This window comes from Herbaspirillum sp. 1173 (assembly GCF_031455335.1).
Taxonomy (GTDB): domain Bacteria; phylum Pseudomonadota; class Gammaproteobacteria; order Burkholderiales; family Burkholderiaceae_D; genus Herbaspirillum; species Herbaspirillum huttiense.
The window spans coordinates 516,178-540,952 of record NZ_JAVDSP010000001.1; the positions used below are offsets into that span (position 1 = coordinate 516,178).

At 60.8% G+C, this 24,775-nt stretch carries 19 protein-coding genes; 15 read left to right on the forward strand and 4 right to left on the reverse strand.

Features of this window, described 5'->3' with window-relative positions; translation table 11 throughout:
- Nucleotides 1–34 precede the first annotated feature (34 nt).
- Nucleotides 35–655 carry a carboxymuconolactone decarboxylase family protein gene (locus tag J2X56_RS02375; protein ID WP_209568968.1) on the reverse strand — a complete coding sequence of 207 codons (621 nt, stop codon included), beginning with the start codon at nucleotides 653–655 and terminating at the stop codon, nucleotides 35–37.
- 270 nt (nucleotides 656–925) lie between these two features.
- On the opposite strand from J2X56_RS02375, the gene J2X56_RS02380 reads away from it, so the two are divergent.
- Nucleotides 926–1,294 carry a hypothetical protein gene (locus tag J2X56_RS02380; protein WP_039788085.1) on the forward strand — a complete coding sequence of 123 codons (369 nt, stop codon included), beginning with the start codon at nucleotides 926–928 and terminating at the stop codon, nucleotides 1,292–1,294.
- A 25-nt stretch (nucleotides 1,295–1,319) separates the two neighbouring features.
- Here the strand turns inward: J2X56_RS02380 and J2X56_RS02385 are convergent, their stop codons facing one another.
- The gene (locus J2X56_RS02385; RefSeq protein ID WP_310157979.1) at nucleotides 1,320–2,315 is read right to left on the reverse strand and encodes a site-specific integrase; all 996 of its coding nucleotides are present in this window, start codon (nucleotides 2,313–2,315) and stop codon (nucleotides 1,320–1,322) included.
- A gap of 168 nt (nucleotides 2,316–2,483) precedes the next feature.
- Here J2X56_RS02385 and J2X56_RS02390 point away from each other — a divergent pair, with 168 nt between their 5' ends.
- From J2X56_RS02390 to J2X56_RS02435, 10 genes are all read left to right on the forward strand, one after another.
- Entirely contained in the window at nucleotides 2,484–3,545 is a 1,062-nt protein-coding gene (locus J2X56_RS02390) for a DNA-binding protein (RefSeq protein WP_134136302.1), read from the forward strand.
- A gap of 221 nt (nucleotides 3,546–3,766) precedes the next feature.
- Nucleotides 3,767–4,600 carry a MetQ/NlpA family ABC transporter substrate-binding protein gene (locus J2X56_RS02395; RefSeq protein ID WP_034331992.1) on the forward strand — a complete coding sequence of 278 codons (834 nt, stop codon included), beginning with the start codon at nucleotides 3,767–3,769 and terminating at the stop codon, nucleotides 4,598–4,600.
- A gap of 149 nt (nucleotides 4,601–4,749) precedes the next feature.
- Nucleotides 4,750–5,571 carry a MetQ/NlpA family ABC transporter substrate-binding protein gene (locus J2X56_RS02400; protein ID WP_310157984.1) on the forward strand — a complete coding sequence of 274 codons (822 nt, stop codon included), beginning with the start codon at nucleotides 4,750–4,752 and terminating at the stop codon, nucleotides 5,569–5,571.
- 31 nt (nucleotides 5,572–5,602) lie between these two features.
- On the forward strand, nucleotides 5,603–6,772 hold the full coding sequence (locus tag J2X56_RS02405) for an ATP-binding cassette domain-containing protein (protein ID WP_310157986.1): 1,170 nt from the start codon (nucleotides 5,603–5,605) through the stop codon (nucleotides 6,770–6,772).
- Entirely contained in the window at nucleotides 6,756–7,424 is a 669-nt protein-coding gene (locus J2X56_RS02410; protein ID WP_121040234.1) for a methionine ABC transporter permease, read from the forward strand. Before J2X56_RS02405 ends, J2X56_RS02410 begins: the two co-directional genes overlap by 17 nt.
- A 154-nt stretch (nucleotides 7,425–7,578) precedes the next feature.
- Entirely contained in the window at nucleotides 7,579–11,298 is a 3,720-nt protein-coding gene (locus tag J2X56_RS02415; protein WP_134136305.1) for a DUF4132 domain-containing protein, read from the forward strand.
- Nucleotide 11,299: 1 nt separating this feature from the next.
- A complete protein-coding gene (locus J2X56_RS02420; protein WP_121040238.1) occupies nucleotides 11,300–12,400 on the forward strand; it encodes an AAA family ATPase in 1,101 nt (366 codons plus the stop codon).
- 10 nt (nucleotides 12,401–12,410) lie between these two features.
- Nucleotides 12,411–14,867: a DUF5682 family protein gene (locus J2X56_RS02425; RefSeq protein ID WP_310157990.1), complete on the forward strand. Its 2,457-nt coding sequence runs from the start codon at nucleotides 12,411–12,413 to the stop codon at nucleotides 14,865–14,867.
- The gene (locus J2X56_RS02430) at nucleotides 14,867–15,994 is read left to right on the forward strand and encodes a VWA domain-containing protein (protein WP_121040384.1); all 1,128 of its coding nucleotides are present in this window, start codon (nucleotides 14,867–14,869) and stop codon (nucleotides 15,992–15,994) included. Before J2X56_RS02425 ends, J2X56_RS02430 begins: the two co-directional genes overlap by 1 nt.
- Nucleotides 15,991–18,183, forward strand: coding sequence for an SWIM zinc finger family protein (locus tag J2X56_RS02435; RefSeq protein ID WP_310157993.1), 2,193 nt, complete (start codon nucleotides 15,991–15,993; stop codon nucleotides 18,181–18,183). Before J2X56_RS02430 ends, J2X56_RS02435 begins: the two co-directional genes overlap by 4 nt.
- A 45-nt stretch (nucleotides 18,184–18,228) precedes the next feature.
- Here the strand turns inward: J2X56_RS02435 and J2X56_RS02440 are convergent, their stop codons facing one another.
- Nucleotides 18,229–19,032: a methyltransferase domain-containing protein gene (locus J2X56_RS02440; RefSeq protein ID WP_121040244.1), complete on the reverse strand. Its 804-nt coding sequence runs from the start codon at nucleotides 19,030–19,032 to the stop codon at nucleotides 18,229–18,231.
- A gap of 414 nt (nucleotides 19,033–19,446) precedes the next feature.
- On the opposite strand from J2X56_RS02440, the gene J2X56_RS02445 reads away from it, so the two are divergent.
- Entirely contained in the window at nucleotides 19,447–20,340 is an 894-nt protein-coding gene (locus J2X56_RS02445; RefSeq protein WP_121040245.1) for a LysR family transcriptional regulator, read from the forward strand.
- A 12-nt stretch (nucleotides 20,341–20,352) separates the two neighbouring features.
- On the opposite strand, the gene J2X56_RS02450 is transcribed toward J2X56_RS02445, so the two are convergent.
- A complete protein-coding gene (locus J2X56_RS02450) occupies nucleotides 20,353–21,258 on the reverse strand; it encodes a LysR family transcriptional regulator (RefSeq protein ID WP_310157996.1) in 906 nt (301 codons plus the stop codon).
- A 97-nt stretch (nucleotides 21,259–21,355) separates the two neighbouring features.
- On the opposite strand from J2X56_RS02450, the gene J2X56_RS02455 reads away from it, so the two are divergent.
- The 3 genes from J2X56_RS02455 (at nucleotide 21,356) to J2X56_RS02465 (ending at nucleotide 24,641) form a co-directional block, all read left to right on the forward strand.
- Complete coding sequence (locus J2X56_RS02455; protein ID WP_209568964.1) at nucleotides 21,356–22,153, forward strand: NAD(P)H-dependent oxidoreductase; 798 nt, start codon at nucleotides 21,356–21,358, stop codon at nucleotides 22,151–22,153.
- Nucleotides 22,154–22,533: 380 nt separating this feature from the next.
- On the forward strand, nucleotides 22,534–23,151 hold the full coding sequence (locus J2X56_RS02460) for a hypothetical protein (protein WP_310158000.1): 618 nt from the start codon (nucleotides 22,534–22,536) through the stop codon (nucleotides 23,149–23,151).
- The gene (locus J2X56_RS02465; RefSeq protein ID WP_310158003.1) at nucleotides 23,148–24,641 is read left to right on the forward strand and encodes a hypothetical protein; all 1,494 of its coding nucleotides are present in this window, start codon (nucleotides 23,148–23,150) and stop codon (nucleotides 24,639–24,641) included. The genes J2X56_RS02460 and J2X56_RS02465 overlap by 4 nt, the downstream gene beginning before the upstream one ends.
- Nucleotides 24,642–24,775 lie beyond the last annotated feature (134 nt).

Below are 24,775 nucleotides of genomic sequence, written 5' to 3' on the forward strand. Positions count from 1 at the left end.
CTGCGCAGTGCCGCTCCGGTGCAGGCAGGTGAGCTTACTCGGGGAAGCGCACCAGCCGCTTGGCCTCCTTCGGTGCCTGGTATTGCGCCGCGTTCATCTGCATGGCCAGCAGCGTGTAATAGGCATTGATGCCGGTCAGATCGACCACGCCCTTCTTGCCGAAACGCTTTTCGGCGCGGGCGAAGGTCGGATCGGAGACGCGCTTGTTGCGATGCAGTTCGAGCGAGAAGTCATAGACGATCTGCTCGTCCTCGCTCAGGCCCTCGGGACGGCGGCCGTCGGCGATGGCCGCCGCCACTTCCGGCTTGATGCCGGCCTTGATGGCGATGGGGTAGTGCACGTACCACTCGTAATCCTGGGTCCATTCACGGGCCGTGATGAGGATCACCAGTTCGCTCAGGGTATTGCCGATGGCCGAGTTGTAGCGCAGGTAGTCGCCCATCGAGCGCGCCTGCGTCATCACTTGCGGGCTGTGCATCAGCGGTTCGAAGGGGCCGAACACCGGCACCTTGCGGGCGGCCAGGAATTCATCGGCGGCTTTTTTCTGTTCCGGCGTGTATTGATCGGGCGGGATCACCGGCAGGCGATCCGCAGCCTGGGCTACGGCGGCCGAGAGCAAGGTCGAGGCAAGGGCAATGCGCAGGAATCGTTTCATGAAGGTCTCTGTCTCTGGATGTTGGTCTGGTTATGGTGCCGACGCTGGCCTTGGCGGGCCACCGGGATGGCGGCTCCAGGATAGGGGAGCTTCAGCGGATTGTGTTGCTGAGTCTTCACTTTCGCCTGAGCCCATGTGAATGTCATGCAACATCGGCACGTCCTTGCCGATTTCGCTCCCGTCCGGAGGTGCTGCTGCGCGGCGTCATGGTGCCGGGACCCGTGCGCGGCTACAATCTCTGCCCACAGAACAAGCAACGAGACCTTACCGATGAAAACCTACGCCGTGCTCCCGTGGCTGGCCGTGATGCTGGCGCTTGGCGGTTGCGCCACCGAGGCCTATCGCGCCACCGAGAGCCAGTGCGCCCCGGCCGCCTATGCCCAGTACCCGATCATCCAGCAGACGCGGATGGAAATGCGCACCCGCACCATCCAGGTACCGACCGGGCAGACGCGCTGCAGCTCGGTGGTCAACGGCAACCGGACCGATACGGTCTGCCAGGACATCCTGCGTACCGAGTACCAGCAATATCCCGTCTACGTGACGGTCGACATCAATGAATATGGCCGCAACCAGGTGATCGCCGCTTGCGCCCGTGCGCAATGCGTCAGAACGCACGGCAATCCGGACTGCGAGTAGTCCGGCCAGACGGGATCGCGGTGGTTTATGGTTCGGCCTGATCGGGCGTGTCGAGCGCCGCAGTCTGCTGCGGCAGCAGACGCTCCAGCATGGCGCGGTGGTAGGGATCCTGGGATTCCACATAGCGTGCCGCCGAATGAATGTTTTTCCATCCCACGTATTCCATCAGGGCGCGCATCTCCCAGCCATTGGCGCTGGCCCAGCTGGCAAAGCCGCGCCGCAGCGAGTGCGAGCTGTAGAGATGTGCATCATCAATCCCTGCCGATTTCAGGATCCGTCGCAGCAAGGGGATAATGCTGGCCGCATTGACCGCTTCTTCGCTGATGCGGCCCCAGCGATCGATGCCGCGCAGTACCGGTCCGCTGCTCAGGCCGCTCACCGCCAGCCAGTCGAGATAAGCCGCCACCGGGCACAACCGTGACAGCGCCGGCGTCTTGTAGGTGCTGCCTTTGAGGCTGCGGTCGGTCTTGGTGCGAGGCAGGTGGATGCGCATGCCTTCGCCTGCTACCGCCTCGATGCGTTCGATATCCAGCCGCGCCAGTTCGTCGCTGCGAAATCCCCGCCAGAATCCGATCAGCAACAATGCCTTGTCGCGCGTATGCCGCAGCAGGTCGGCAAAGCGCGCCTGCTGGCGTGCCAGTTCCCGTTCGCGCTCCAGATGGGCGATGGTCTGCTCCAGCGCCTCCAGCTGCAGCGGCTTGGCGCGTTTTTCCTGGGCAGGATGCAGTTCCAGGATGCCGCGCAGCATCTTGCGCACGACCGGGGCCTTGGTCGGGTCCGGGAATCCCTGGTCCACATGCCACTGGCCCAGCGCGGAGATGCGCTGCTTGAGCGTGTTGTGGGCCAGCTTGCCGGCGTGCTCAGCGAGATAGCGCACCAGGCTGTCCGCCGTGGCTGGCAGAAAACCACCCCATTCCACTTCGAAATGCTTCACGGCCGCACGATAGCTGCGGCGAGTGTTGTCACGCGTGGCGGCGTGCAGATAGTCATCGATATTCAACGGTGCTGGTGCGGCTGGCATGGGCTCATTACAGACGGGTGAGGGCAGATTAGGAGGATTTTACGCGATCAGATTCGATAATCATCCAATATCCTGTGTGAAATATGTTTGCAATATTTCTGATTACTCTTCAATAATCTTATGTAATTACGTATTATGTAATACATCATCAAATAACGGATCTGGACCATGGCACGTACCGGCCTCTACAAATCGGAAGTGAAGAAAGCGCGCGATTCCTTGCTGGCATTGGGCCGGCATCCGTCGGTGGATGCTGTGCGGGTAGAACTGGGCAATACCGGCTCCAAGACTACAATCCACAAATACCTGAAGGAATTGGAAGAAGAGGAGGGCGGCCAGAGCCAGCCGCGCAGCATCAGCGAGGCGCTGCAGAACCTGGTGGAGCGGCTCGCCGTGCAGTTGCAGGAGGAGGCGCGGGCTGAGGTCAAGGCAGTGCGTGCCGAAACCGAGACCGTAACCGCCCGATTGGCGCAGGAATTGGCATTGCTGAAGGCCGCCCATGGCGAGCAGGGCCTGCGTCTGGATCAGACGCAAAAAGCCCTGATCGCCGAGCGCGCCGCCCATGAGAAAACCCGCGAGGAACGCCAGGAGCAAACCGCCATGGCACGCACCCTGGAAGTGAAGCTCGCTGCCTTGCAGGAACGCCTGGCCGAAAACGAACAGCACCGCCAGTCGCTCGAAGAAAAGCACCAGCACGCCCGCGATGCCCTGGAGCACTACCGCAGTGCCGCCAAGGACCAGCGCGACCAGGACCAGCGACGCCACGAGCAACAACTCCAGACCCTGCAAGCCGAATTGCGCCAGTTGCGCCAGGATGCAGTGGTGCGCCAGGAGGACGTCACCCGGCTCAATCAGGAAGGCGTGCGCCTGATTGCCGAGTTGTCACATGCGCGGCAGGCGCTGGCAGAACAGCACACGCTGGCCACGCGTCGCGAACAACAAATGGAGGTGCTGCAGGAGCAGGCTTCCGCCAAGCGCGTGCTTGAAGCGCAACTGGCTGCCAGGAACGAGGCCTTGACGCAACTGCAGGCCCGGGTCATCAGTGCCGAAGAAGAGGCCGCCAGCGCGCGCCGGCAATGGCAGCAGGGCGAGCGCGAGCTGGCGGCGGTACGCGCACGACTGGATACGCACGAAATGCTGCTCAAAGAGTGGCGCAGCCAATCCGCCGCGGAACAGGAGAGGCAGGCAGCGCCGCCGGTACCAAAAGAGCCAGGCACCGACCCCGGCTGATACCGGGGCAGGGCAGTGGTGCCGTGCATGCGCTCGCTGCACGTCCGTGCTGCACTTCCATTCAGCCAGCCATGCCCGCCGATGAAGGCTCATGCAAAAAGCTGATATCCAAGCATGTTTTACTTTGTAGCTCCAAATGATCTGATCGCCCACAATCGGGGCTCGCGGCGGCTTTCGAGGCCGTGTCCGCTGCCTCCATTGAACGACTCCACGATCAGGTCATGCACGCAAAGAACTTCATTCGCCGCTTCCGGTTTCCGCAGTCTCTGGCCGGTGCCATCCTGGCCTTGAGCGCAGCGTTTTCGCACGCTCAAGCCCTGACCATCGGCGTGACGCCCGGCGTGATCGCCGACTCCATCCAAGTGGCCGCAGCAGAAGCCAAGCGGCAGGGACTGGAGGTACGCGTGGTCGAGATGACCGACTGGACCACGCCCAATGTCGCCCTGCAATCCGGCGACCTCGACCTGAATTACTTCCAGCACACCGCCTTCCTGGAAAACGCCATCCGTGAACGTGGCTACGCCTTTGCGATTGCCGGTTATGGCGTGCTGCCCAACATCGGCCTGTTTTCCACCCGCATCAAGAGCCTGGCGCAACTGAAGGACGGTGCCACCGTCGCCGTGGCCAACGATCCCGTCAACCAGGGCCGGGGATTGCTGCTGCTGGAACGCGCCGGACTGATCAAACTCAAGCCGGGTGTGGGCGCCAAGGCCAGCCTGGCTGACATCGCCAGCAACCCGAAGAAACTGGATTTCAAGGAAATCGAAGGTCCGCAACTGGTTCGCGCCCTGGATGATGTCGATCTGGCGCAGGGCTACCCGGCGCATCTGGTTGCCGCCGGCAAGCCGGAGATCGCCAAGAGCGGCCTGCAGTATTCGACCGTGGACGACCAGCGCTTCGCGATCGTCTTCGTCTCCCGCACCAGTAATGCAGCCGACCCGCGCATCCGCAAATTCATCACGCTGTACCAGCAATCGCCCGCCGTGCTGGCCAAGATCGATGAGCGCTATGCACACGACAAACGGCTTTACAGCCTGCCCTGGCAAAAGCCCTGAGTGAAGCTTTATGTCGCTGGCGAGTGATCTTCTCGTGCCTCGCCGGCCGCAAGCCCGCTTCCAGCGGCCTCCCGTTGCGCCGACGCTGCCAGCGGCTGATTCACGACCTGAACATTTTTTCCCAAAACCCATTTTTTCCGGAGCCCTGCATGCAGCCTTCCCATCTTTTCCGTCATTTGCTGGTCGTCCTGACTGTCCTTTCTGCCCATGCCGGTGTGGCGCACGCCGCCGACAAGCTGCGCATCGGCGTGGTGCCTGGGGCCTATGGCGACTCCATCGCAGTGGCCGCCAAGGAAGCCAAGAACCAGGGCATTGACGTGCAAGTCGTCGAATTCACCGACTGGACCACGCCCAATGTGGCGGTGGATGCAGGGGACCTGGACCTGAACTATTTCCAGCACCAGCCCTTCCTCGACAATGCCATCCAGAAGAACGGCTACAAGCTGGCCAGTGCCGGTACCGGCATCCTGGCCAACGTCGGCCTGTATTCGCTCAAGCACAAGTCCTTCGCCCAGGTGCCACAGGGCGGCAAGGTCGGCATCGCCAACGATCCGGTCAACCAGGGGCGCGGCTTGCTGTTGCTGCAGAGTGTGGGACTGATCAAGCTCAAGCCCAACGTCGGCTACCTGGGCAGTCTCAATGACATCGTCGAGAACCCCAAGAAGCTGAACTTCGTCGAAGTGGAAGGCCCGCAGCTGGTGCGCATCACGCCGGATGTCGACCTGGCCCAGGGCTATCCGCACTTCATCGTGGCGGCCAAGGCCTTCGATCCTTCCAGCGGCCTGGCCTATTCCGGTATCGAGGATGCCCGTTTCGCCATCCAGTTCGTCACCAAGGCCAGCCGCGTGAATGATCCGGTGATCCAGAAATTCATCCGCATCTACCAGAACTCCGAGACCGTCAAGGCCGATATCCACCGCGCCTTCAACAGCGACAAGCGTCTCTACACGCTGGCCTGGCAGAAGCCCTGAACCCGCCGCACCCGTCCCGGAAGGAAACCGCATGGAACTCTCGATCACGGCCAGACAATCCTTGACCGCTCCCAGCCGTCCCGAGGCGGAGCATGATGCTGCCGCGCAGGCCTCGGCCCCCGGCGGCCCGTGGCCCGGCAGCGGTCCCAAGGGCAGGGTGGCCTTGCGCCAGGTCGGCAAGACCTACCTCTCATCGGCCGGCCCGGTGCAGGCCTTGCAGGACATCGACCTGGAGATTGCACCCGGCAGCATCTTCGGCATCATCGGCCGCAGCGGGGCCGGCAAATCCAGCCTGCTGCGCACCATCAACCGGCTGGAGACGCCCACCAGCGGGCGCATCGAAGTCGATGGGGTGGATATCGCGACCCTCGACGATGCGCAACTGGTGGAATTGCGCCGGCGCATCGGCATGATCTTCCAGCATTTCAACCTGCTCTCGGCCAAGACCGTCTTTGACAACATCGCCTTGCCGCTGCGCGTGGCCGGCGTGCCGCGCCAGCAGGTGGAGGGCAGGGTGCGTGAACTGCTGGCCCTGGTCGGTCTGCAGGACAAGGCAGAAACCTATCCGCGCCGCCTCTCGGGTGGCCAGAAGCAGCGTGTCGGCATTGCCCGCGCCCTGGCCAGCGGGCCCGAGATCCTGCTCTGCGACGAGGCCACCTCGGCGCTGGACCCGGAAACCACCCGCGCCATCCTGCAACTGCTGCGCGACATCAACCGCAAGCTGGGCATCACGGTGATCCTGATCACGCATGAAATGAGCGTCATTCGCGAGATCGCCGACCAGGTGCTGGTCTTGGAGCAGGGGCGCATCGCCGAGCTGGGACCGGTGTGGCAGGTGTTCGGTAATCCCGCCCATCCAGCCACGCAAGCTTTGTTGGCGCCACTGCAGCAAGGCCTGCCGCCGGAACTGCTGGACCAGCTGCAGACCGTGCCGCCGTCCGGGCTGCATGAGCGCATTCTGCAATTGCAATACCGTGGCGGGGATGGCCTGGAGCCTGATCTGTTGCGCGTGGCGCAGGCGCTGGGCGGCAAGACGCGCTTGCTGCAGGCCAGCGTGGAGCGCATCCAGGGACATACCCACGGTCAGCTCTACATCGCCTTGGCCGACGTCACGGGATCACCAGACTGGCAGGCCCTGACGCAGGGACCCACGGCGATTGCGCATCACATCAAGGAGTTGGGATATGTCACTCGAACTTAGTCTTTCCATTCCCATCGAGCGCTACGGCAATGCGCTGGTCGATACGCTGCAGATGGTCGGCATCTCGGGCGCACTGGCGCTGGTGGCGGGCATTCCGCTGGCGGTGCTGCTGATCGTGACGGCGCCGGGCGGCTTCCTGGCCTCGCCGCGCGTGCACCGGGTATTGGGCAGCATCATCAATGGTTTTCGTGCCACGCCCTTCATCGTTCTGCTGGTGGCGCTGATTCCGCTCACGCGCCTGGTGGCGGGCACCACCATCGGCGTCTGGGCCGCCATCGTGCCGCTGGCCATCAGCGCCACGCCTTTCTTTGCGCGCATCGTCGAGGTGAGCTTGCGCGAGGTTGATCCTGGTCTGGTCGAAGCAGCGCAGGCACTGGGCTGCAAGAAATGGGACATCGTGCGGCATGTCTACCTGCCCGAAGCCTTGCCGGGGATCGTGGGTGGATTCACGATCACGCTGGTGGCCCTCATCAGCTCTTCGGCCATGGCCGGTGCCGTGGGCGCGGGCGGGCTGGGGGATCTGGCGATCCGCTATGGCTATCAGCGATTCGATACGCAGGTGATGGTGATCGTCATTGCGGTGCTGATTTTGCTGGTGTCGGTGGTGCAGCGGCTGGGGGATGGCTACGTGCGCTGGCTGCGGAACCGATGATAGCGGCCGGCAGAGCCCAGTAGCGGCTGGATCCGTGGCAGCGTACGCAGCAAAATATCGCTGAATTCATGCACCGGCAAGTTCGCAACAACCATCTCTTTGATACCATTGCCGACTGTTAACAAGCGGCGATACAACGGGGGAGGTTAGAACGATGCTTGACGGTTGCAGCAAGACCTTGGATGGCACAACGGCCAACGTGCCGCAGAACTGGAACGAACAGCTTGAGGCACTGCTCTCCCGCATCAACGGATTGCCGGAGGGGACGGTGCGCGCAGGACTGGTTGGCGACATGGTCTCTTATGTCCTCACAGGTGCGCCCCAGGCTGTCCTGCAAGAAGTCGGCCAGAACTCCAATGTGGCTGAACAGCTGAACGTAGTCGGCTACAGCGATGAACGGGAGCATGCAGTCGTCCTTCGTTTTTACGATGCTTTCGACACCCTGCCGGTGGAGGTCGCGTTGCGTTGGGCCAGGCTGCTGGAAGCTTGCGTGGTGTGGAACAACAGCAGGTTGTTTCTGAAATTGCCTGGCGAGGCGCATTGGCCGGAAGTCTTGCTCATGCACACTACCGGCCATGGCCTCAACGTCTGGTCGCCGCGGCGACCCCACAGCGCAGCGCTGTCGGCACCAACCATCGAAAAGCTGCTGATCGAAGCGGGAATCGCCCCGGCTGCACTGCTGGTGGCCTCATTTTCGGAGGCTTCTCTGGTGGGCTACTACGCCTACCAGCGCCACCTGCTCATCACTGACCTCAAGGACTACGGCATGTGGCTGGACCGCGAAGTCGAGTCCATCCGCCACTTGCTGGACGGCTCCGTTGCGCACCGCCTGCACTGCCTTTCCATGCTGGAAAGAGCCGAGGTTTCCACACTCCGGAGCCTGCTGCCGGAGCTGATGGCAATGGTCGCCTCGAGCAGCAAGCAGGTGAGATCGGCGGCGGACGTGGTGATCCGCCGTGTCGGCCTGCCGGCCTGCGCGGCTTTGCTTGACTTCGCCTGCCGTGGCAAGCCAGAGCAGCGGCTGCACGCATTGCGGCTGATGTACACCATTGCGTGCGAGCAGGAGGATGCACCCAGCCAGCAATTGGCACGGGATACTGCCGCCGCCGACAAGGCGGCTTCCGTCAACGCCTTGCTTGCTGAGTGGGACGATGAGCAGCAATCCGCTGCCAAGGCAAGCACACAAACCTTCGACTATGCGATGCCTGTCATTAAATGGCCGGTGGCGCTGACTCCGGTTCTTTCTGATCAGCTCGACGCCTTGTGGCAGACGATCACGGACTCCATGGTCACCGCCAACAAGCAGTCAATCCAGCATCACCAGCGGATGCAGGCTGCAGGGCACAACTTCCCGTTGCGTCAGATAACCCTCTATACGGAGGATGACCAGCGTGCGTTGCGCGCCTACCTGGCCTCGGAGAGCCCCATGCCGCCCGAGCACGACGATCGGCGCATGATCAATCATCACCATGTCGGTCCCGCGCTGCGGACACTGGTTGCCTCGGAGGAGATGACGCCAGCCGCATTGCTGAAAATGCTGTTGTTCTTTGACTTGGCTACCGACTCGGACGGCAAACTGAGCTCGGTAGCGTCGGGGGCCTTCAATGAGATGTACCGCACCAGCGGCCGGCCGACCCTCCTGGAGTTGTCGGGAATGCTCGAAGAAGCCGGACAGTCGGCCACCAGCGTTCTGTACACTTACTGCTCCGCCTGGGGCGATCCGATCGGCAGAGAATGGGACCATGGGGCCGTATGGCCATTCGTGGCCCGTCATCTGGAGACCGTGGTTCAGCTGCTGGCCGGAAGAGATGAGCCGTTCGGGTACTGGTTCAACCGTGATGGTCTGTTCCGTGCGATAGCGACTCTGCCGTTCCCACCGCCGCCATTGGTCAACGTGCTGTTCAGCCTGGCGCTCGGCACGGCCAAGACGCAACGCCAGGCGGCCCAGGTTGCGCTGGCAACCTTGCCGGACAAGGAAGCGCGTATCGTTTCCGCCTTGGCCGATGGCAAGGCAGATACCCGTGCGGTGGCGGCGCAATGGCTGGGCCGGCTAGGTTTTACAGGTGCCGTTGCGGCGCTGGAACTGGCGCTGAAGAAGGAGAAGAACGATCTTGCCAAGGGGGCCATGCTGGATGCATTGGAGGTATTGGGTCAGCCGGTCGACAAGTATCTGGACCGCACCGCACTGCTAGGCGATGCAACCAAGGCGCTGGGCAAGGGCTTGCCCAAGGAACTGGCCTGGTTCCCTTGGGCCGCCTTGCCGACAGTCCGCTGGGCCAATAACGGAGAGGCCGTCGATGGCGATCTGCTGCGCTGGATGATGGTACAGGCCGTCAAGCAGAAACAGTCTGAACCCAACACCTTGCTGCGCAAGCTGTGCGCGATGTTTGAGCAGCGCGACCGCGAGCGGCTTGGGCAATTCATCCTGGAGGCCTGGCTTGATGAAGACGTGCGTCCGATCGCGCCCGAGGATGCCATGGCGCTGGCGCAAGGCCAAGCACACTCGATGCACCATTACTTGAGCAATTATTCAAAAGGCCCGAATGCTCCCCAGCAGGTTCCGACGTTGGAGGAACTGGTAGCCAAGTATCTGCCAGCCTGCCTGCGCCAGCCGGCAGGCTCTGCCAGCGCCAGCCGGGGCTTGCTGGCCATTTCCGCAGTGTGCGCACGCGAAGGTGCCGCCGTCCCGGTATCGCGCTACCTGAAGGCCTGGTACGGCTCGCGTGCCAGCCAAGGCAAGGCGCTCATCGGTATGCTGGCGTGGATCGATCATCCTTCCGCGACCCAACTGATGCTCTCCATCGGAAGTCGTTTTCGTACCAAGAGCTTCCAGGATGAAGCCACCTCCCAAGCGAGCGCACTGGCCGAGCGCAAGGGCTGGACACTGTCCGAGCTGGCGGACCGGACCATACCCACGGCGGGATTCGACGAGAACGGCGAGATGGAATTGAATTATGGCCCGCGCAGCTTCGCCGCACACCTGCATGCAGACTTCAGGATCGAACTCTGCAACCAGGACGGGAAAAAGATCGCCGCCTTGCCGGAGCCGCGCCAGGACGATGATGCTGAGCTCGCCAAGGACGCCAGGAAGGCGTTGAGCGCGGCCAAGAAAGAGATCAAGAGCATCGTCAGCCTGCAGAGCGAGCGCCTGTATGAAGCGCTGTGTACAGAGCGAGAATGGTCGTTCGAAGACTGGAGCCTGTACTTGAACCGGCATCCGGTGGTGCGTCATCTGGCGCAGCGTCTGGTATGGGTCGAAGTGGGGAAGGAGGGCGCGCTGCGCACCTTCCGTCCGCTGGACGACGGTACCCTCACCGATGTTGATGATGAAGAACTGCAGTTCCGGGCGAACGCCCGCATTCGCATCGCCCATGACTGCCTGCTGACGCCGGATCAGATAGCGCGCTGGCAGCAGCATCTGTCCGATTACGAGATCGTGCCGCTGTTCCAGCAGATGGGCAAGGGCATCTACATCCCGCCGGCAGAGGTCAGCAACAATCAATGCATCACGGATTTTGAGGGCCACCTGATCGAATCGTTTGCGCTGCGCGGCCGCTCGCTCAAGCTGGGCTATCTGCGCGGGGCGACCGAGGATGGTGGATGGTTCTACAGTTACGAAAAGCGCTTCCCGACCCTGGGTCTGCAGGCCGTGATCACGTTTACCGGGAATCCGCTCCCAGAAGAAAATCGTACCGTGGCGCTGTTGAACCTGTCGTTTTCCAGCACGGCGAGCAGATCGGGTTGGCAGCGCGCGGGCCTGCCTTTGCATACGGTACCCAAGATCCTGCTGTCCGAGTGCTACAACGACTTGCGGGTGATTGCTTCCGAAGGGAGCGGTTTCGATCCTGAATGGAAAAAGAAGAGCGAGTACTGACATGAACTTCGTACATGAGTCCATCCTGCGCGCTCCAGCCGAGCAGGTGTATGCGGCACAACTTGCCCTGCTGGCCGAACGGGATACAGGTCCAAGGCCCAGCGGCTGGAAGCTCTCCCCCAGGGCGGTGCGCGCGTTCATCCTGGGTGACGAAAAGTTCGGCATCAAGCGCAAGTTCTACGGCGATGATGCGCTGGTTGACCGCTGTATCGTCACCCTGATGAGCGACCGAGGCCTGCTCCTGGTGGGAGAGCCGGGCACGGCGAAATCGATGTTGTCGGAGCTGTTGTCGGCCGCCGTGTCGGGCAACTCCGCCTGCGTGATTCAGGGCACGGCGGGTACTACAGAAGACCAGATCAAGTATTCCTGGAACTATGCGCTCCTGCTGGCTGAAGGGCCGACGCCGCGCGCGCTGGTGCGCGGACCGGTTTATCAGGCCATGCAAAGCGGTGGTGTGTGCCGCTTCGAGGAAGTCACACGGGTGCAGCCCGAGATCCAGGACAGTCTCATTGGCGTGCTCTCGGACAAGGTGCTGCATGTGCCCGAACTGGATGGCGAGGCCGCGCTGATCTTTGCCGCACGCGGCTTCAATGTGCTGGCCACCGCCAACATCCGCGACCGGGGCGTGCATGAGATGTCCAGCGCGCTCAAGCGCCGTTTCAACTTCGAGACGGTGCGACCGATCAATGACCGCAAGCTGGAAATCCAGCTGGTACGAGAACGTACCGAAGCGCTGCTCAAGCACGCCCAGGTGGACGTCGAGCTGACACCGGATGTGGTGGAACTGCTGGTCACCGCGTTCCACGATCTGCGCGCCGGGGTCACCAGTGAAGGCGTGGTGGTGGAGAAGCCCAGTGCCGTAATGTCCTCCGCCGAGGCGGTATCGGTCGGCTTCGCGGCGTGTCTGGACGCGCATTATTTCGGCGACGGCCTGGTTGGCGGAGAGCATATTGCGCGGCAGTTGATCGGTACGGTGCTCAAGGACAATGTGGACGACGGCAAGAAGCTGCGGCATTACTTCGATGTGGTGGTCAAGCCCCGTGCCGAGCGCCAGCCGCAATGGCGGCGCGTGCTTGAGGCGCGCCGCGAACTGGACCGCTGATCGGCCCCGGATGCTGCCGATTTCCGACCACGTGCGCGCATTGGGCGCACAGCTTTTCTCGGATGAGCTGGTGGTGTTCCCGGTGCGGCACCACAGCCCCGTGTGCGCATGGCATTTGCAACAGCTGCTTGAGCAGATCCGGCCATCGGTGGTGCTGGTAGAGGGCCCGCGTTCATTCACAGCGCTGTTGCCCCAGCTGGTGGATTCTCGGGCACGCATGCCGCTGGCCATCTACACGTATGCGGTGCGGCGCGCGAAGGGCGACGAACCTCCCCCACGGCGGGCCGCCTATTATCCTTTCTGCGATCATTCGCCCGAGCTAGTGGCGGCGCGCGCTGCCAGCAGGCAGGGCATCCCGGTCCGTTTCATGGACCTGGATTTTTCCGAACAGATACTGTTGACCCCTGCAATCCAGCCCGAGGGTACACACGCCGAGTCACTGCTGGAAGAGCGACATTACCGCCGCAGCCATTATCTGAGCGCCTTGGCAGAGCGGCTGGGGTGCCGCGACCATGAGGAACTTTGGGAACACCTGTTTGAGATACCGGGTACGACGCGCACTGTGCAAGAACATGTCACGACCATGGTCGCCTACTGCCACCTCGCCCGCGGCGAATATGGCGATCAGGAGTTGCAGGCCGAAGGAAATCTGGCGCGCGAAGCGGAAATGGCATGGCACATTCGCGAAGCGCTTGCTACGAGGCAGCCGGGAGCGGGGCCGGTACTTGCCGTGATGGGCGGATTTCATGCTGTTGTAATGCCGGACCTGTTGCGGCGAGGGGAGGAGGGAGCGCCGCGGCCGTCGCTATCGCTATTGCGCCAGGACATTGCAGATGAGGCCTCTGCGCTGATCCGTTACAGCTTTGACCGGCTCGACCGGCTCAACGGCTATTGCGCCGGCATGACATCGCCGGCCTGGCAACATCAGGTCTGGGAGGGCATGCGCAAAGCCAGTCAGTTGGCGCCGCGCCCGTTGGTAAAAGTACGCCACGACGTGGCCCTCCACGTGCTGTTTGACGTCGCCGCCAGATTGCGGCAGCAGCATGGGATGCGTTTGCCCACGCCCACGCTGGCGGCGGCCTACGAGCACGTTGTCAGGCTAACTCGGTTGCGCGGTCGCCCAGCACCCGCACGGGAAGATGTGATGGATGCGGTCACGAGCTGCTTCGTCAAAGGCGACACCGATGCTGAGGGAGCGCAGGTGTTTGCTGCTGCGGGACATGTTCTGAGCGGCGACGCCATGGGACAGGTACCGCCCAACGCCGGAATGCCGCCGCTGGTCCAAGACTTTCACTACAGAGCACGGCGCCAACGGCTGAAAATCGACGACGTAACCTCCCGACGCCTGCTGCTCGACATCTATCGAAGGCCCGAACACCGGACGACCAGCCGGCTGCTGCATGGCCTGGCCTTTCTCGGGATACCGCTGGCGGCGCGCACCGGCGGCCCGGATTTCGTCAATGGGATCGGGCTCGAACGCCTGCACGAGCAATGGCAATACGCTTACTCGGCCGCGACCGAAGCGACGCTGGTGGAAGCTTCAGTCTACGGTGTGACCGTTCCAATGGCCGTGGCCAACCGATTCCTGGCAAAGGTAGCGCAACTGGAAGCCGACAGTGGCCAGCACAGTGCACGCGCCGGCGCCGCACTACTGACGCAGGCCTGCGTGCTGGGCCTGCATGATCACGTACCGCGCGTGGTGGCCCTGTTGCGGCGGCAAGTCGGGGCGGATCCTGCGTTCGATTCCGTGGTGGCGGCGGCGGGTAGTCTCTGCCTGTTGACCGAATCCCGCGAACCGCTGGAGGCACGCGAAGTGGAGGGCTTGCCCGACCTGCTGCAGGCCGCCTATGCCCGCGCCATCTACCTCGGCCGCGAACTTGACGGGCACCACAGTACGGCAGGAGACAGCATGCAGGCGCTGGCAAGGCTGCGCGAGTTGCTGGCCAGCCGCGCGGGCGACGCCTTGGATGCCAGCCTGTACTGGGCCATGGTTGTCGGCTTGCACGCTGGCCATGACTCCACGCTGATATGCGGTGCCGCAGCCGGTCTGTTGTTTGCCGCGGGCCGCCTTACCGATGCCGGCCTGGGGACGGTCTTGCGGGGCCATCTGCGTGGAATGGCACCGCCGCACGCGGCGGTAGGCTTCCTGCGCGGCTTGTTCCATACGGCGCGCGAAGTTGCGTGGCAGCAGGAAGGCGTGCTGCAGGTACTGGATCATTTGTTGGCAGAATGGGACGATGAAGCGTTCATCGCCAACCTGCCGGAGCTGCGCCTGGCCTTCACCGAGATGACTCCGAAGGAGACGGGACGGATCGCCGAATCCGTGGCCCGGCTTCATGGGCAGGACTACCTCGGTCGACTGACCCACCACGATCTGAGCGCAGCGGATGTACAGGCTCATCTTGTATTGTCGCAGAGCATGGAAGAGATCCTCCGCAACGACGGTCTGCAAGGATGGATGACGTAATGAGCGAACCCGACAACACACTTGCACGCTGGCGCTTGATACTCGGCAAGTATGCCGAGAAAGGCTTGCCACACACCATCCAGTCAGCCCACGCCGCCCGGCTTGATGCCGCGCTGGAATTCCTGTACAGCCGGGAGTATCTCGGGCGAGGAGTGCGTGGCGAACACGGAGCCGCCTCGCTGGAAGCGTCGCAGCCAAGCTTGGTGACCTGGTTAGGGGAGGTCCGCGAGCTGTTCCCGAACGACGCCGTCGAAGTCATCGAGAAACATGCACTGGAGCGCTATGGCCTGACGGAGCTGCTGACAGATCCCCGGACGCTGGAGCGGTTGGAGCCCAACCAGCAGCTGCTGCATACGCTGTTGACCTTGCGTGGCTACCTCAAGGATGAGGTCTTGCAGGTAGCCCGACGCATCATCAGGCAGGTCATTGAGGAGATTCGTGCCAGGCTCGAATCGGAGGTCCGCATGGCCTTGGCCGGGCGGCTTAACCCTTTGCGGCATTCGCCCATGGCGATGGCGCAGAACTTCGATGTGATGGGCACCATTCGTCGCAACCTGAAGCACTACGACACCCGACGCCAGCAGATCGTGATCGAACAGCTGCGGTTTTTCGAACGCAACAACCGGCGGTTACCCTGGGACGTCATCCTGTGCGTGGACCAGAGCGGCAGCATGGCCGACTCGGTCATCCACAGTGCTGTCATGGCAGGCATTCTGGCCGGCCTGCCTGCGTTTCGGGTCAAGATCGTGGTATTTGATACCAACGTCGTGGATTTGTCGGGCTACGTTGACGATCCGCTCGAGGTCTTGATGCGGGTTCAGCTCGGGGGCGGTACTCATATTGCCCAAGCAGTCCGCTATTGCAGTCAGTTGGTAGAGAATCCGCATCGCACGGTCTTTGTACTGGTGAGCGACTTCTGCGAAGGTGCGCCGCCAAGTGAACTTCTGCGCGAGGTGGCCAAACTGGCCGAAGCGCGCGTGAAAACCCTCGGCCTGGCGGCGCTGGACGGGCAGGCTCACCCGGCCTACGACCGCCAGATGGCAGAGCGGCTGGCGGCCTGCGGGATGGAGATCGCCGCACTGACGCCGCAACGGCTCGCGCATTGGCTGGTCAAGGTGATTTCATGAGCCACTTTTTGTCGCAGTTGCAGAGCCAGTTGCAACGCTTTGACGACGAGGCGTTGGCGGCGCTGGCCAATCGCGGGCTGCTGCGGCGCGCCCACAAAGACCTGAAGAAGCTGACGCTCCGCATCTCGGAAGAAAGCGCTGCCGAGCTTGTCTTGAGCGCCGGTGAACACCGGATCCGTTTCGATACCCGCGGCCCCGCCCACGCTCAATGCAGTTGCCCGGCCAGCGGTATCTGCCAACACATCCTCGCTGCGGTGATCGCTCTGCAGAGGATGACTCCGGCTGCGGACGCCAGTCCAGTTACGGAGCACAATCGCGAACAGAAGAGCGGAGAGGGCGCAGATGCAGCCGAGGCCACCTCTGATGAACCGCTTGCTCCCTTGCATGCCGCACTGCTGCACATCACTCCCTCCGACATGACACGCCATGGCGGAACCCGCGCTTACCGATGGGCGCTGCAATTCGTGCATGATCTGGACGCGCAGTCTGACCCGAAAATCAGTGGCAGCAAATACGTCGTGATCCGTTTCGCACATCCGCGGGTGGAGTTCAGGTACCTGGGCGGCGGGCTGGACAACCTGATAGCGGACGTCAACCTGCCTTCCCGCGAGAAGTACCAGATTGCAGCAGTGCTGGCGTATCAACGCGCGCATGGGGCCGAGCTGCCCGCACCGTTCTCGCACGATCTGCCCAAGACCGGCACGGCGGCCCTCAACCTGAGCAAGGAGCATGCCCTGCCGGATGCTGCCGGCGAGCAGGCAGCAGCGCGACAGCGCTTGCGAGAGAGTCTGCAGCAATTGATTGAGGAATCGGTCAGTCTCGGTCTGGCGCATTTGTCCCGAGGCATACAGGAGCGGTTTTCTACACTGGCGGTGTGGGCCCAGGGGGTGCAATACCATCGGCTGGCCTTGCTGATCCGCGGGCTGGCAGACCATGTAGAGATGCTGCTGGTCGGAGCGGGCGGTGCGGATGAACATCGATTGCTTGACGAGTTGGCACTGGCCTATGGGCTTGCCAACGCCCTCGGCAGTGCGGCCACTGAGGGCGGTGCACCGACGCATTTGATCGGGCGTGCCCGCAGTCAGTATGCACAGGGCGGCCCAGTCGAACTGCTGGGCCTCGGCGCCTGGCCATGGCGCTCCGCTTCGGGTTATGTGGGTCTGTCGATATTCTTCTGGTCGCCGCAGGATGGTGTTTTTCTCTGCTGCAGTGACGCGCGGCCGGAAACACAGCGTCGTTTCAATCCGCGTGAGCGCTATCGGGCATCGGGCCCTTGGGCGGGTATTAGTGCACCGGCCCAGTTGACCGGCTGCCGGGCCTCGGTTACCGGAGCTCACTTCAATGCCCAGGGACGGATTTCAACAGGACAGGGCTGCAGTGCGTCGGTATTGCCGCCCGTCGGCGCAGCCCACTTCGCAGCGACCTTGCCGGTCTGCGACGACTGGTCGGTCTTGATTGCGGCGCGCGGGCAGCGCGGGGGCAGCTTGTTGGCCGAGTCGCAACCAATGAGGGATTGGGTCGTCTTGCGGCCCGCGCGCTATAGTTCGGCCACGTTCGACACGACGCGCCAGACACTGAATTGGCCTGTTTTCGATCAAGAGGATCGTATGCTTGATGTTGAACTGGTCTACAGCGACATGGCCGCACACGCCATCGCACGCATCGAGCAGATGGAGCCTGACCAACTGCCACCCGGCACGCTGCTGGTAGCGAAGTTGCGTAACGACCGGGCACGCCTGACTGCCGAGCCGCTCAGCCTGATCTACCCTGATGCCGGGATTGGCCAGACTGTGGTCGATGCTCTGCACTTTGATGATCCGGTCGACGCCAACGAACCGTTGCGTGCCCGGATACGGCACCCGCAACACTACCCTGCTGTTCAGGACGCCCATGAAGTCATCGCTAACGGCGCGCCATCTCGGGTCCCGAGGGCGTTGCGCGACGTTCGGGAGTGGGCACAGCGGCAAGCAGAATCCGGTCTTGCACCGGAAACAGGTCGGCAAGCACTGGCGCGGATCAGTGTGCTTGACCAGAGAGCAGAGGCTGGTGGCATGACACTGTTTTCGAAGCTTGCGCCGGAGGTGAATCCTGCGAGACGTTTGCTGCGCATGCATTACCTCTGCATGCAGTACGAGCGGCTTTTGGAGAGTGAGTTGGGTGACGGAGACCTTGGTGGGCGGACAAGATGAACCTCCAACCGAGTACTGCCCCTTTTCATGAGCGCGAGCTCCAGCTCAGCCAGGCAAGCTCGCCACGATGAACATGCGCTGGAACGGCAGCAATGTGCTGCCGTCTGCGCTGGGCGGGTAAGCCTGTTGCATGCGGCGCGCATATTCGGTGCGGAAGGCCTGCAATTGATCGCCTTCCAATTTCTCGAGATAGGGACGCAGGCTGCTGCCGCTGGCCCATTCCAGTACCGGGTCCGCGCCCGTGAGGATGTGCAGGTAGCTCGTTTGCCAGATGTCCAGCGTCGCCACGCGCGGGCGCAGCAGGTCGTAATAGCGGCCCACCTCCAGGACATTGCGCCGTTCCGACACCTCGCCCAGCACATCGGCATAGGCGGGTGACCTCGCCAGCTCCACCTGCGCGCGCCGCAACGGCGCGTCATGCATGACCGGCATCTGCACCGCCAGGCAACCGCCAGGATTGAGGAAGGACAGCAGCCGCGGGAACAGCTGCGCATGATCGGGCAGCCACTGCAGGGTCGCATTGGTGTAGATCAGGTCCAGTTTGTGCTCGGGCACCCAATGATTCAGATCGGCAGCGACGAACCTGGCCTGCGGCACGTTCAGGCGCGCCTTGGCCAGCATGTCATCGGAGCCATCCACGCCCAGCACCTCGGCCCGTGGCCAGCGCTGCTGCAGCAGTGCGGTCAGGTTGCCGGTGCCGCACCCCAGGTCGAGGATGCGCGCGGGGTTCTGCGTGGGCAGATGCAACATCAGGTCCAGGGCCGGGCGCAGGCGTTCGCCGCCGAAACGCAAATACTGGCTGACGTCCCATTGAACCTGGGCTTGTATGGATTCTGGAGAGGTTTGCATGGATTGCTCCTGTGGCGAAGGTTGATTCTGGCTGAGCAGTCTGCCTCGCCTGGCTTGCAGATGAGCGGCACCGGCTTGGCTGACCTCTATCCGGGCCACGCCGCCAGATGCATGGACGCGTGCCAGATAGCCTCGCGCATTGGCGTCTTCCCAGACCGGCAAGCGAGGGCATGAGGTTCGCCAAGTATCTATCACTTCGCTGTAAGGCCGTCCATCGGCTCCTATCCATTCGAGAAGATCAAGGATGAGCGGCTCGACGGCGTCGCTTGCGGCCGGTTCTTCATGACCTGGCTGCGCGTCCGATAGGGTGATGTTCATGATCTGGCTCCCTTAGGGCTGACTTGAGGCTGTATCTTGAGCGCTGCCGGAGAAGCAGTAAAATGAAATTATCTGAAAGATTAATAAGTTTTACTCATGAAAATCGACATCCTCGGTGTACAGGCGTTTGTCGCGATTGCCGATCACGGCAGCTTTCAGGGCGCGGCTGGCGCCTTGCACGTGACGCAGACGGCGGTGACGCTGCGCTTGCGCAAGCTGGAGGATTTTCTGGGAGTGACCTTGATGGAGCGGACCACGCGCTCCCTTGCGCTCACCGAAATCGGACAGGACTTCCTGCCCCAGGCCCGGCGGCTGCTGGACGAGCTGGCGGGCGCGCTGGTGGAGATCCGGGAAACCGGGATGGCGCGGCGTGGCGACGTCTGCATCGCCTGTGTGCCCACCGTGGGTGTGCAGTACCTGCCACGCATCCTCCAGGCGTATTCCGCGCGCTATCCGCACAACCGCATCAAGATTCTCGATCACGCCTCTTCAGCCGTGGCCGATGCGGTGCTGCGCCGCGAAGCCGAATTCGGCATCAACATGGCCAGGGAACATCATCCCGAGCTGGCAAGCGTTCCATTGACCACGGACCGGTACGTGCTGATCTGCCACCACACCCATCCATTGGCCAAACGCCGCCGGGCCACCTGGGCGCAGCTCAAGCCGTATCCGCTGATCTTTGCAGGGGAGGTGAGCGGCAATCGCACCTTGCTCGATCCGGTGCTGGACGCCAACCGCCTCGCCTTGCGTTCTTTCTATGAAGTGCAGCGCAGCTCAACGGCGATGGGACTGGTGGCGCAGGGGGTGGGCATCGCCGTGGTGCCGGGGCTGGCCGTGCAGGAGGGAGCCTATCCTGATGTGCGCACGATCCAGCTGGTCGAGCCTGTGGTGTCCCGCAGTCTGGTGCTGATCACACGCAAGTCGGCGCACCTCTCGCCGGCGGCACAGGCGCTCTACGACATGATCCTGACAAAAGAAAGCAAGAACTGACAGGTCAATACGCTACATGTCTGAGGCCAACTCGATAATCACGTCGCGTAGCCAGCGATGTCCGCCATGGGCGTGGTTACGTTCGTGCCACAGCATGCCGACGGGAAATCCCGGGACCGGGAAAGGGCATTCGACAACGGTCAGGTTTTCCTGCCGATCGAGCACCAGCCGCTCCGGCACCAGCGCCACGACATCGGATCGCGAAACCAGGTCCGGCACAATCAGAAACGAGGCTGCCGAGAGCACCACGCGACGCTGGTACCCGAGGGCGGCCAATCCATCATCCACAGCCGTGCTGAAACCGCCGCCATCGAGCGAGACGACGACGTGTTCAAGCTGCGCGAACTGCGCCACGGAGAGCTTGCGCCTCAGCTTCGGATGTCGATGCCTTCCGATGAGCACATAACGTTCGTCAAACAAATGCCGGTAGCGCAGGCTTTGCGCCGCATGATCCGGCGTCATCAGCGCCAGATCGACGTCGCCTGCGGCCATCTGTGCTTCGAGTTGGGGCGGGTCAAGATGGCGCAGCGCGATGCGGATGCCCGGCGCGTGCTGCCGCAATACCATGCAGAGCGTTTGTATGACGCATGCCTGCACATAGTCGGTACTGGCGATGGAGACACTCATCTGCGCGCTCATGGGATGGAACTGGCTATGTTGCGCGACCGTGGATCGCACTTGATCCAGCGCCTGCCGCAAGGGTTCCAGCAGATCAAGCGCTTTTGCCGTCGCGGTCATGCCACGGTGGGAAGGAATCAACAGCGGATCCTCGAACAGTTCGCGCAGTCGATTGAGTTGCGCGCTGACAGCCGGCTGGCTCAAATGCAGCCGCTCAGCTGCCTTGGTAACGTTCTGCTCTGCAAGCAGCGTTTCCAGCGTGACCAGAAGATTCAAATCCAGGCGTTTTTTGCTATCCATAGAATGGATGGTAGCAGCAAAGATTCATGATTTCACTGATACCTGCGACTGGCCCACACTGGCTCCGTTTTCATTGCATCTGAAAGGAAGGCTGGCCATGCATTCGCACGACCGCAAAAAAATACTGATCGTCCACGCCCATCCGGAAAAGACCTCGCTGACGCACCATCTGGCCGAGGTGGCATCGAGGACCTTGCGCGATCAAGGCCATGAGGTCCTGCACTCGGACCTGTATGCCATGGGGTGGAAGAGTGCATTGGATGCCCAGGATTTCCCTGTCCGCCAACATTCCGATCGTCTTTCTATCATCGCCGAGTCCGAGCATGCCTTTGCACATGGCTGCCAGACGTCCGACGTGGCGGAAGAACAGCGCAAGCTGTTGGCTGCCGATGCGCTGATCCTGCAATTTCCGCTCTGGTGGTTCAGCATGCCGGCGATCATGAAAGGCTGGATCGACCGGGTGTGGGCTTATGGGCTGGCCTACGGCTATCGCGGCGCGGGCAATGCCTACCGATACGGGGAAGGCGGGTTGGCCGGAAAGCGTGCGTTGCTTTCGGTGTGTGTGGGAGGGCCGGAAGTGGATTATTCACCCCGGGGCATCAACGGACCTCTGGAGCAGCTGCTTTTCCCGATCACCCATGGCAGCTTGTTTTTTCCGGGGATGGAGGTCTTGCCGACCTTTGCGGTATATGGCGCAGGGCATTTGAACGAGGCCCGACTGGCTACAGCTGAAGATGCCTTGCGTTTGCGGTTGGCGGGACTGTTCCGGGACAAGCCGATTCCTTTCCGCACGCAAAACGGGGGAGATTATCCGGATGCTCATGTTCTGGCGGAGCATATCGCCCCGGGACAGAGCGGCCTGGCGGCGCATGTCGAGGAAGTCGGGCTTGGTTGAGACATCGGGACCATGCAGCAGCGCTTAGAAGGAAAGTTTGCCCGGGTAAGGTATCGACTTGTCCCCCGCACTACCTTCCTTTAGGCGCGCCCTTACGAAGCTTTCCTTCCTAAATGTTGCTCATCCAAAATAGAAAGTCGGAGCGATGAAGGAATAATTGGTACTTTCAAAATCTCCAATTCCAGTGAAAGAACGATCCTCCTTTTCCAGATCTTGACTAGCTCCTATTTTTGATTGAAATGTCAGATTTGCGGTCTATAGTAAAAACTATGTTCGCCCCTTGCGAGGCCGCGATGTCTAAGTCATCTCCCTACTCGATACTGAGTAACTTTTCAGCTCCATCACTCCCGGGTCGACAGCGTATTTCCGCGGTTGCAGCGATGGACAAGCGCTCTGCCAAAGCAGACTGCTGGTTTTTCGACTCTCCCAAAAATAAGCAACGGTTTGCTATACAAGGACAATTGGCCTACATACAAGCAGTACTACTCGAAGGTGATACCAGTGTCACCGGCTACGAGGTTGAAGATGAGCGTATTGAGTTGCCGGAAGATAATGTGTCGCTTAGGCCGACGATGACTGTGTACTTTAGAAATGGCAGTTTTGCTTGGCAGGATTTTCGCTATGAAGAAGATGATCCGCTAAAGCGTATATTCGTTCTCCGCCGCAGTCATGCTGAGCAGAAGGGCATTCCATATAGCCTGGTAGAAGAGAAGGTCCTTCGTGCAAAGCTTATCAAGTTCGATAACTGGCAAATGTTGAGCGCGATAATTAACCGGACGAAAAGCATCGATTTTCTTCATTTGCAGCGTGAAGTCTTTAACTTGTGTCGTCGCTTTGGGCGGATCACGTGCAAGGGGTTGTTGGATGCATTCCCTGGAGAAGATCCAGCCTTAATTTACGCCAGTGTAGCAATCGCCCTACAAGCTGGGGCATTGGTCTCTGAACTAGATACGGAACTATTCAATCTGGATTCGGAGTTGAGGAGCGGCTCGTCATGACAAACGTTAAGACACTCATCCCCATATCGCTGCAAGACCTTAATCTCTGGCCTAAACCAGATTTGAATTCTCTACCGGAGCACATTCGCTCGTTGTATCTCAGGAGGAAGCTAGCGATTGAAAGCTACGCCAGAGATGAATCTTACAAAGCGATAGAAGAAAAGACGGAACTAAACCAAAAGGAAGTCCGCCGGCTCATTCGAAGATGTACTGCGTTCTCTGAATCGATCGGGCAGATATGGGGCTTCTTTGCGCTTATTCCTAATGCGAGAATATCTTCATATGAGCGCAGGAGCCCAATAGATGGCATCTATCGGGGGCGCGGGGCCTATGCCGGAGCCTTTGAGAAGTTGCTCGAAAAATATCCCGATGTACGGGAAAAGATTGATTCCGAGTTTTTGAAAAAAGGAGGCGGGAAACAGGTTTTCGAAGCTAGAGTAACCCTCCGCAATTTACATGATCAGTTTAAATCTACTCTAAAAGAAAAAGGTCTTACCGAAGACGATTATCCTTTCAATACAAATGATGTTGCCTACCGCTCACTTTGCACATATTGCAGATCACTGTCTCATCGCGGTGGCAAGGTGGCGATGCGAGCCCGTGCTGGTAGGGACGCCGCGAATCGGGATCCTGTTGGCAATGGTAAGGAGCGTCTTATTAGGTGTCTACGTCCGTATAGCTCCGTGCAGCTAGATTACCTAAAGGTAGATGCCGCCTCAATCATCATGATCAAAAATAGTCATGACGAATGGCTGGAAGTGCTAGTGGCAAGATGGTACATCGGATTGCTCGTGGAGGAAGACAGCGGTGCAATCATAGGTGCTCACGCTGCTTTCGAAATGAATCCAAGTGGCGATACCGCCCTAGAGGTCGTAGATAGCTGTCTGCGATCGAAGCCATTCGACTCAGATGACTGCAGGAGTGAATATGTGGACGAAGGAAAAGCTCTGGTAGTCCAGATGATGCCAGAGTTGGAATACCAGACTTTCAGCTCATTGAAAGTGGATCGCGGATGGGCGAACTCAGCTACCGATGTGGTCAATAACATTATGGATACTTTTGGCTGCTCAATTTGTTTTGGCCCGACGTACTCCTGGTGGAAACGTGATCTTATTGAGAGGATAAATGGCCAATTAACCCGGCGTGGCTTGCAGAGGTTTCCCTCAACCTATGGAAGCAGCCCTCATGATACGAAGAAAGATAAGCCAGGTGAGACTGCCAAAAAACTCAAGATAAAAATTACGGATTTGGTGGCGGTGGTGTATGGGGCTATAAGAGAAATGAACGAGGCTCGTAAGGATAACTTAGAGCACTCTTCCCCAATTACGGTACTTCGATCAGCATTGAAAAATCCTAAAAGAGGTTTTTTTCATCAGCCAATTCCACGGAAAATGCAAGAAGGCTTGCAATTGTTGGCAGCAGTTGATGAGCGAATTGTAGCTGGCAATATTGAGAAGAACGTAAAGCCATACTTTAGCAGCGGTGGTTAGCGATACACCAATATCACCCTTGCAAACAGTTGGCACCTGGTGGGGAAGAAAATCATCATATACACCAACCGACGTTTGTGCCGCAATGTTCTTGCCTACGTAAAAGATACCGGTGAACCTCTGGGGCCGATGCA

What these genes read in the sequence shown, in the direction of transcription:
- J2X56_RS02375 (WP_209568968.1), bottom strand. Translation starts at nt 655, where the DNA reads ATGAAACGATTCCTGCGCATTGCCCTTGCCTCGACCTTGCTCTCGGCC.
- J2X56_RS02380 (WP_039788085.1), top strand. Translation starts at nt 926, where the DNA reads ATGAAAACCTACGCCGTGCTCCCGTGGCTGGCCGTGATGCTGGCGCTT.
- J2X56_RS02385 (WP_310157979.1), bottom strand. Translation starts at nt 2,315, where the DNA reads ATGCCAGCCGCACCAGCACCGTTGAATATCGATGACTATCTGCACGCC.
- J2X56_RS02390 (WP_134136302.1), top strand. Translation starts at nt 2,484, where the DNA reads ATGGCACGTACCGGCCTCTACAAATCGGAAGTGAAGAAAGCGCGCGAT.
- J2X56_RS02395 (WP_034331992.1), top strand. Translation starts at nt 3,767, where the DNA reads ATGCACGCAAAGAACTTCATTCGCCGCTTCCGGTTTCCGCAGTCTCTG.
- J2X56_RS02400 (WP_310157984.1), top strand. Translation starts at nt 4,750, where the DNA reads ATGCAGCCTTCCCATCTTTTCCGTCATTTGCTGGTCGTCCTGACTGTC.
- J2X56_RS02405 (WP_310157986.1), top strand. Translation starts at nt 5,603, where the DNA reads ATGGAACTCTCGATCACGGCCAGACAATCCTTGACCGCTCCCAGCCGT.
- J2X56_RS02410 (WP_121040234.1), top strand. Translation starts at nt 6,756, where the DNA reads ATGTCACTCGAACTTAGTCTTTCCATTCCCATCGAGCGCTACGGCAAT.
- J2X56_RS02415 (WP_134136305.1), top strand. Translation starts at nt 7,579, where the DNA reads ATGCTTGACGGTTGCAGCAAGACCTTGGATGGCACAACGGCCAACGTG.
- J2X56_RS02420 (WP_121040238.1), top strand. Translation starts at nt 11,300, where the DNA reads ATGAACTTCGTACATGAGTCCATCCTGCGCGCTCCAGCCGAGCAGGTG.
- J2X56_RS02425 (WP_310157990.1), top strand. Translation starts at nt 12,411, where the DNA reads ATGCTGCCGATTTCCGACCACGTGCGCGCATTGGGCGCACAGCTTTTC.
- J2X56_RS02430 (WP_121040384.1), top strand. Translation starts at nt 14,867, where the DNA reads ATGAGCGAACCCGACAACACACTTGCACGCTGGCGCTTGATACTCGGC.
- J2X56_RS02435 (WP_310157993.1), top strand. Translation starts at nt 15,991, where the DNA reads ATGAGCCACTTTTTGTCGCAGTTGCAGAGCCAGTTGCAACGCTTTGAC.
- J2X56_RS02440 (WP_121040244.1), bottom strand. Translation starts at nt 19,032, where the DNA reads ATGCAAACCTCTCCAGAATCCATACAAGCCCAGGTTCAATGGGACGTC.
- J2X56_RS02445 (WP_121040245.1), top strand. Translation starts at nt 19,447, where the DNA reads ATGAAAATCGACATCCTCGGTGTACAGGCGTTTGTCGCGATTGCCGAT.
- J2X56_RS02450 (WP_310157996.1), bottom strand. Translation starts at nt 21,258, where the DNA reads ATGGATAGCAAAAAACGCCTGGATTTGAATCTTCTGGTCACGCTGGAA.
- J2X56_RS02455 (WP_209568964.1), top strand. Translation starts at nt 21,356, where the DNA reads ATGCATTCGCACGACCGCAAAAAAATACTGATCGTCCACGCCCATCCG.
- J2X56_RS02460 (WP_310158000.1), top strand. Translation starts at nt 22,534, where the DNA reads ATGGACAAGCGCTCTGCCAAAGCAGACTGCTGGTTTTTCGACTCTCCC.
- J2X56_RS02465 (WP_310158003.1), top strand. Translation starts at nt 23,148, where the DNA reads ATGACAAACGTTAAGACACTCATCCCCATATCGCTGCAAGACCTTAAT.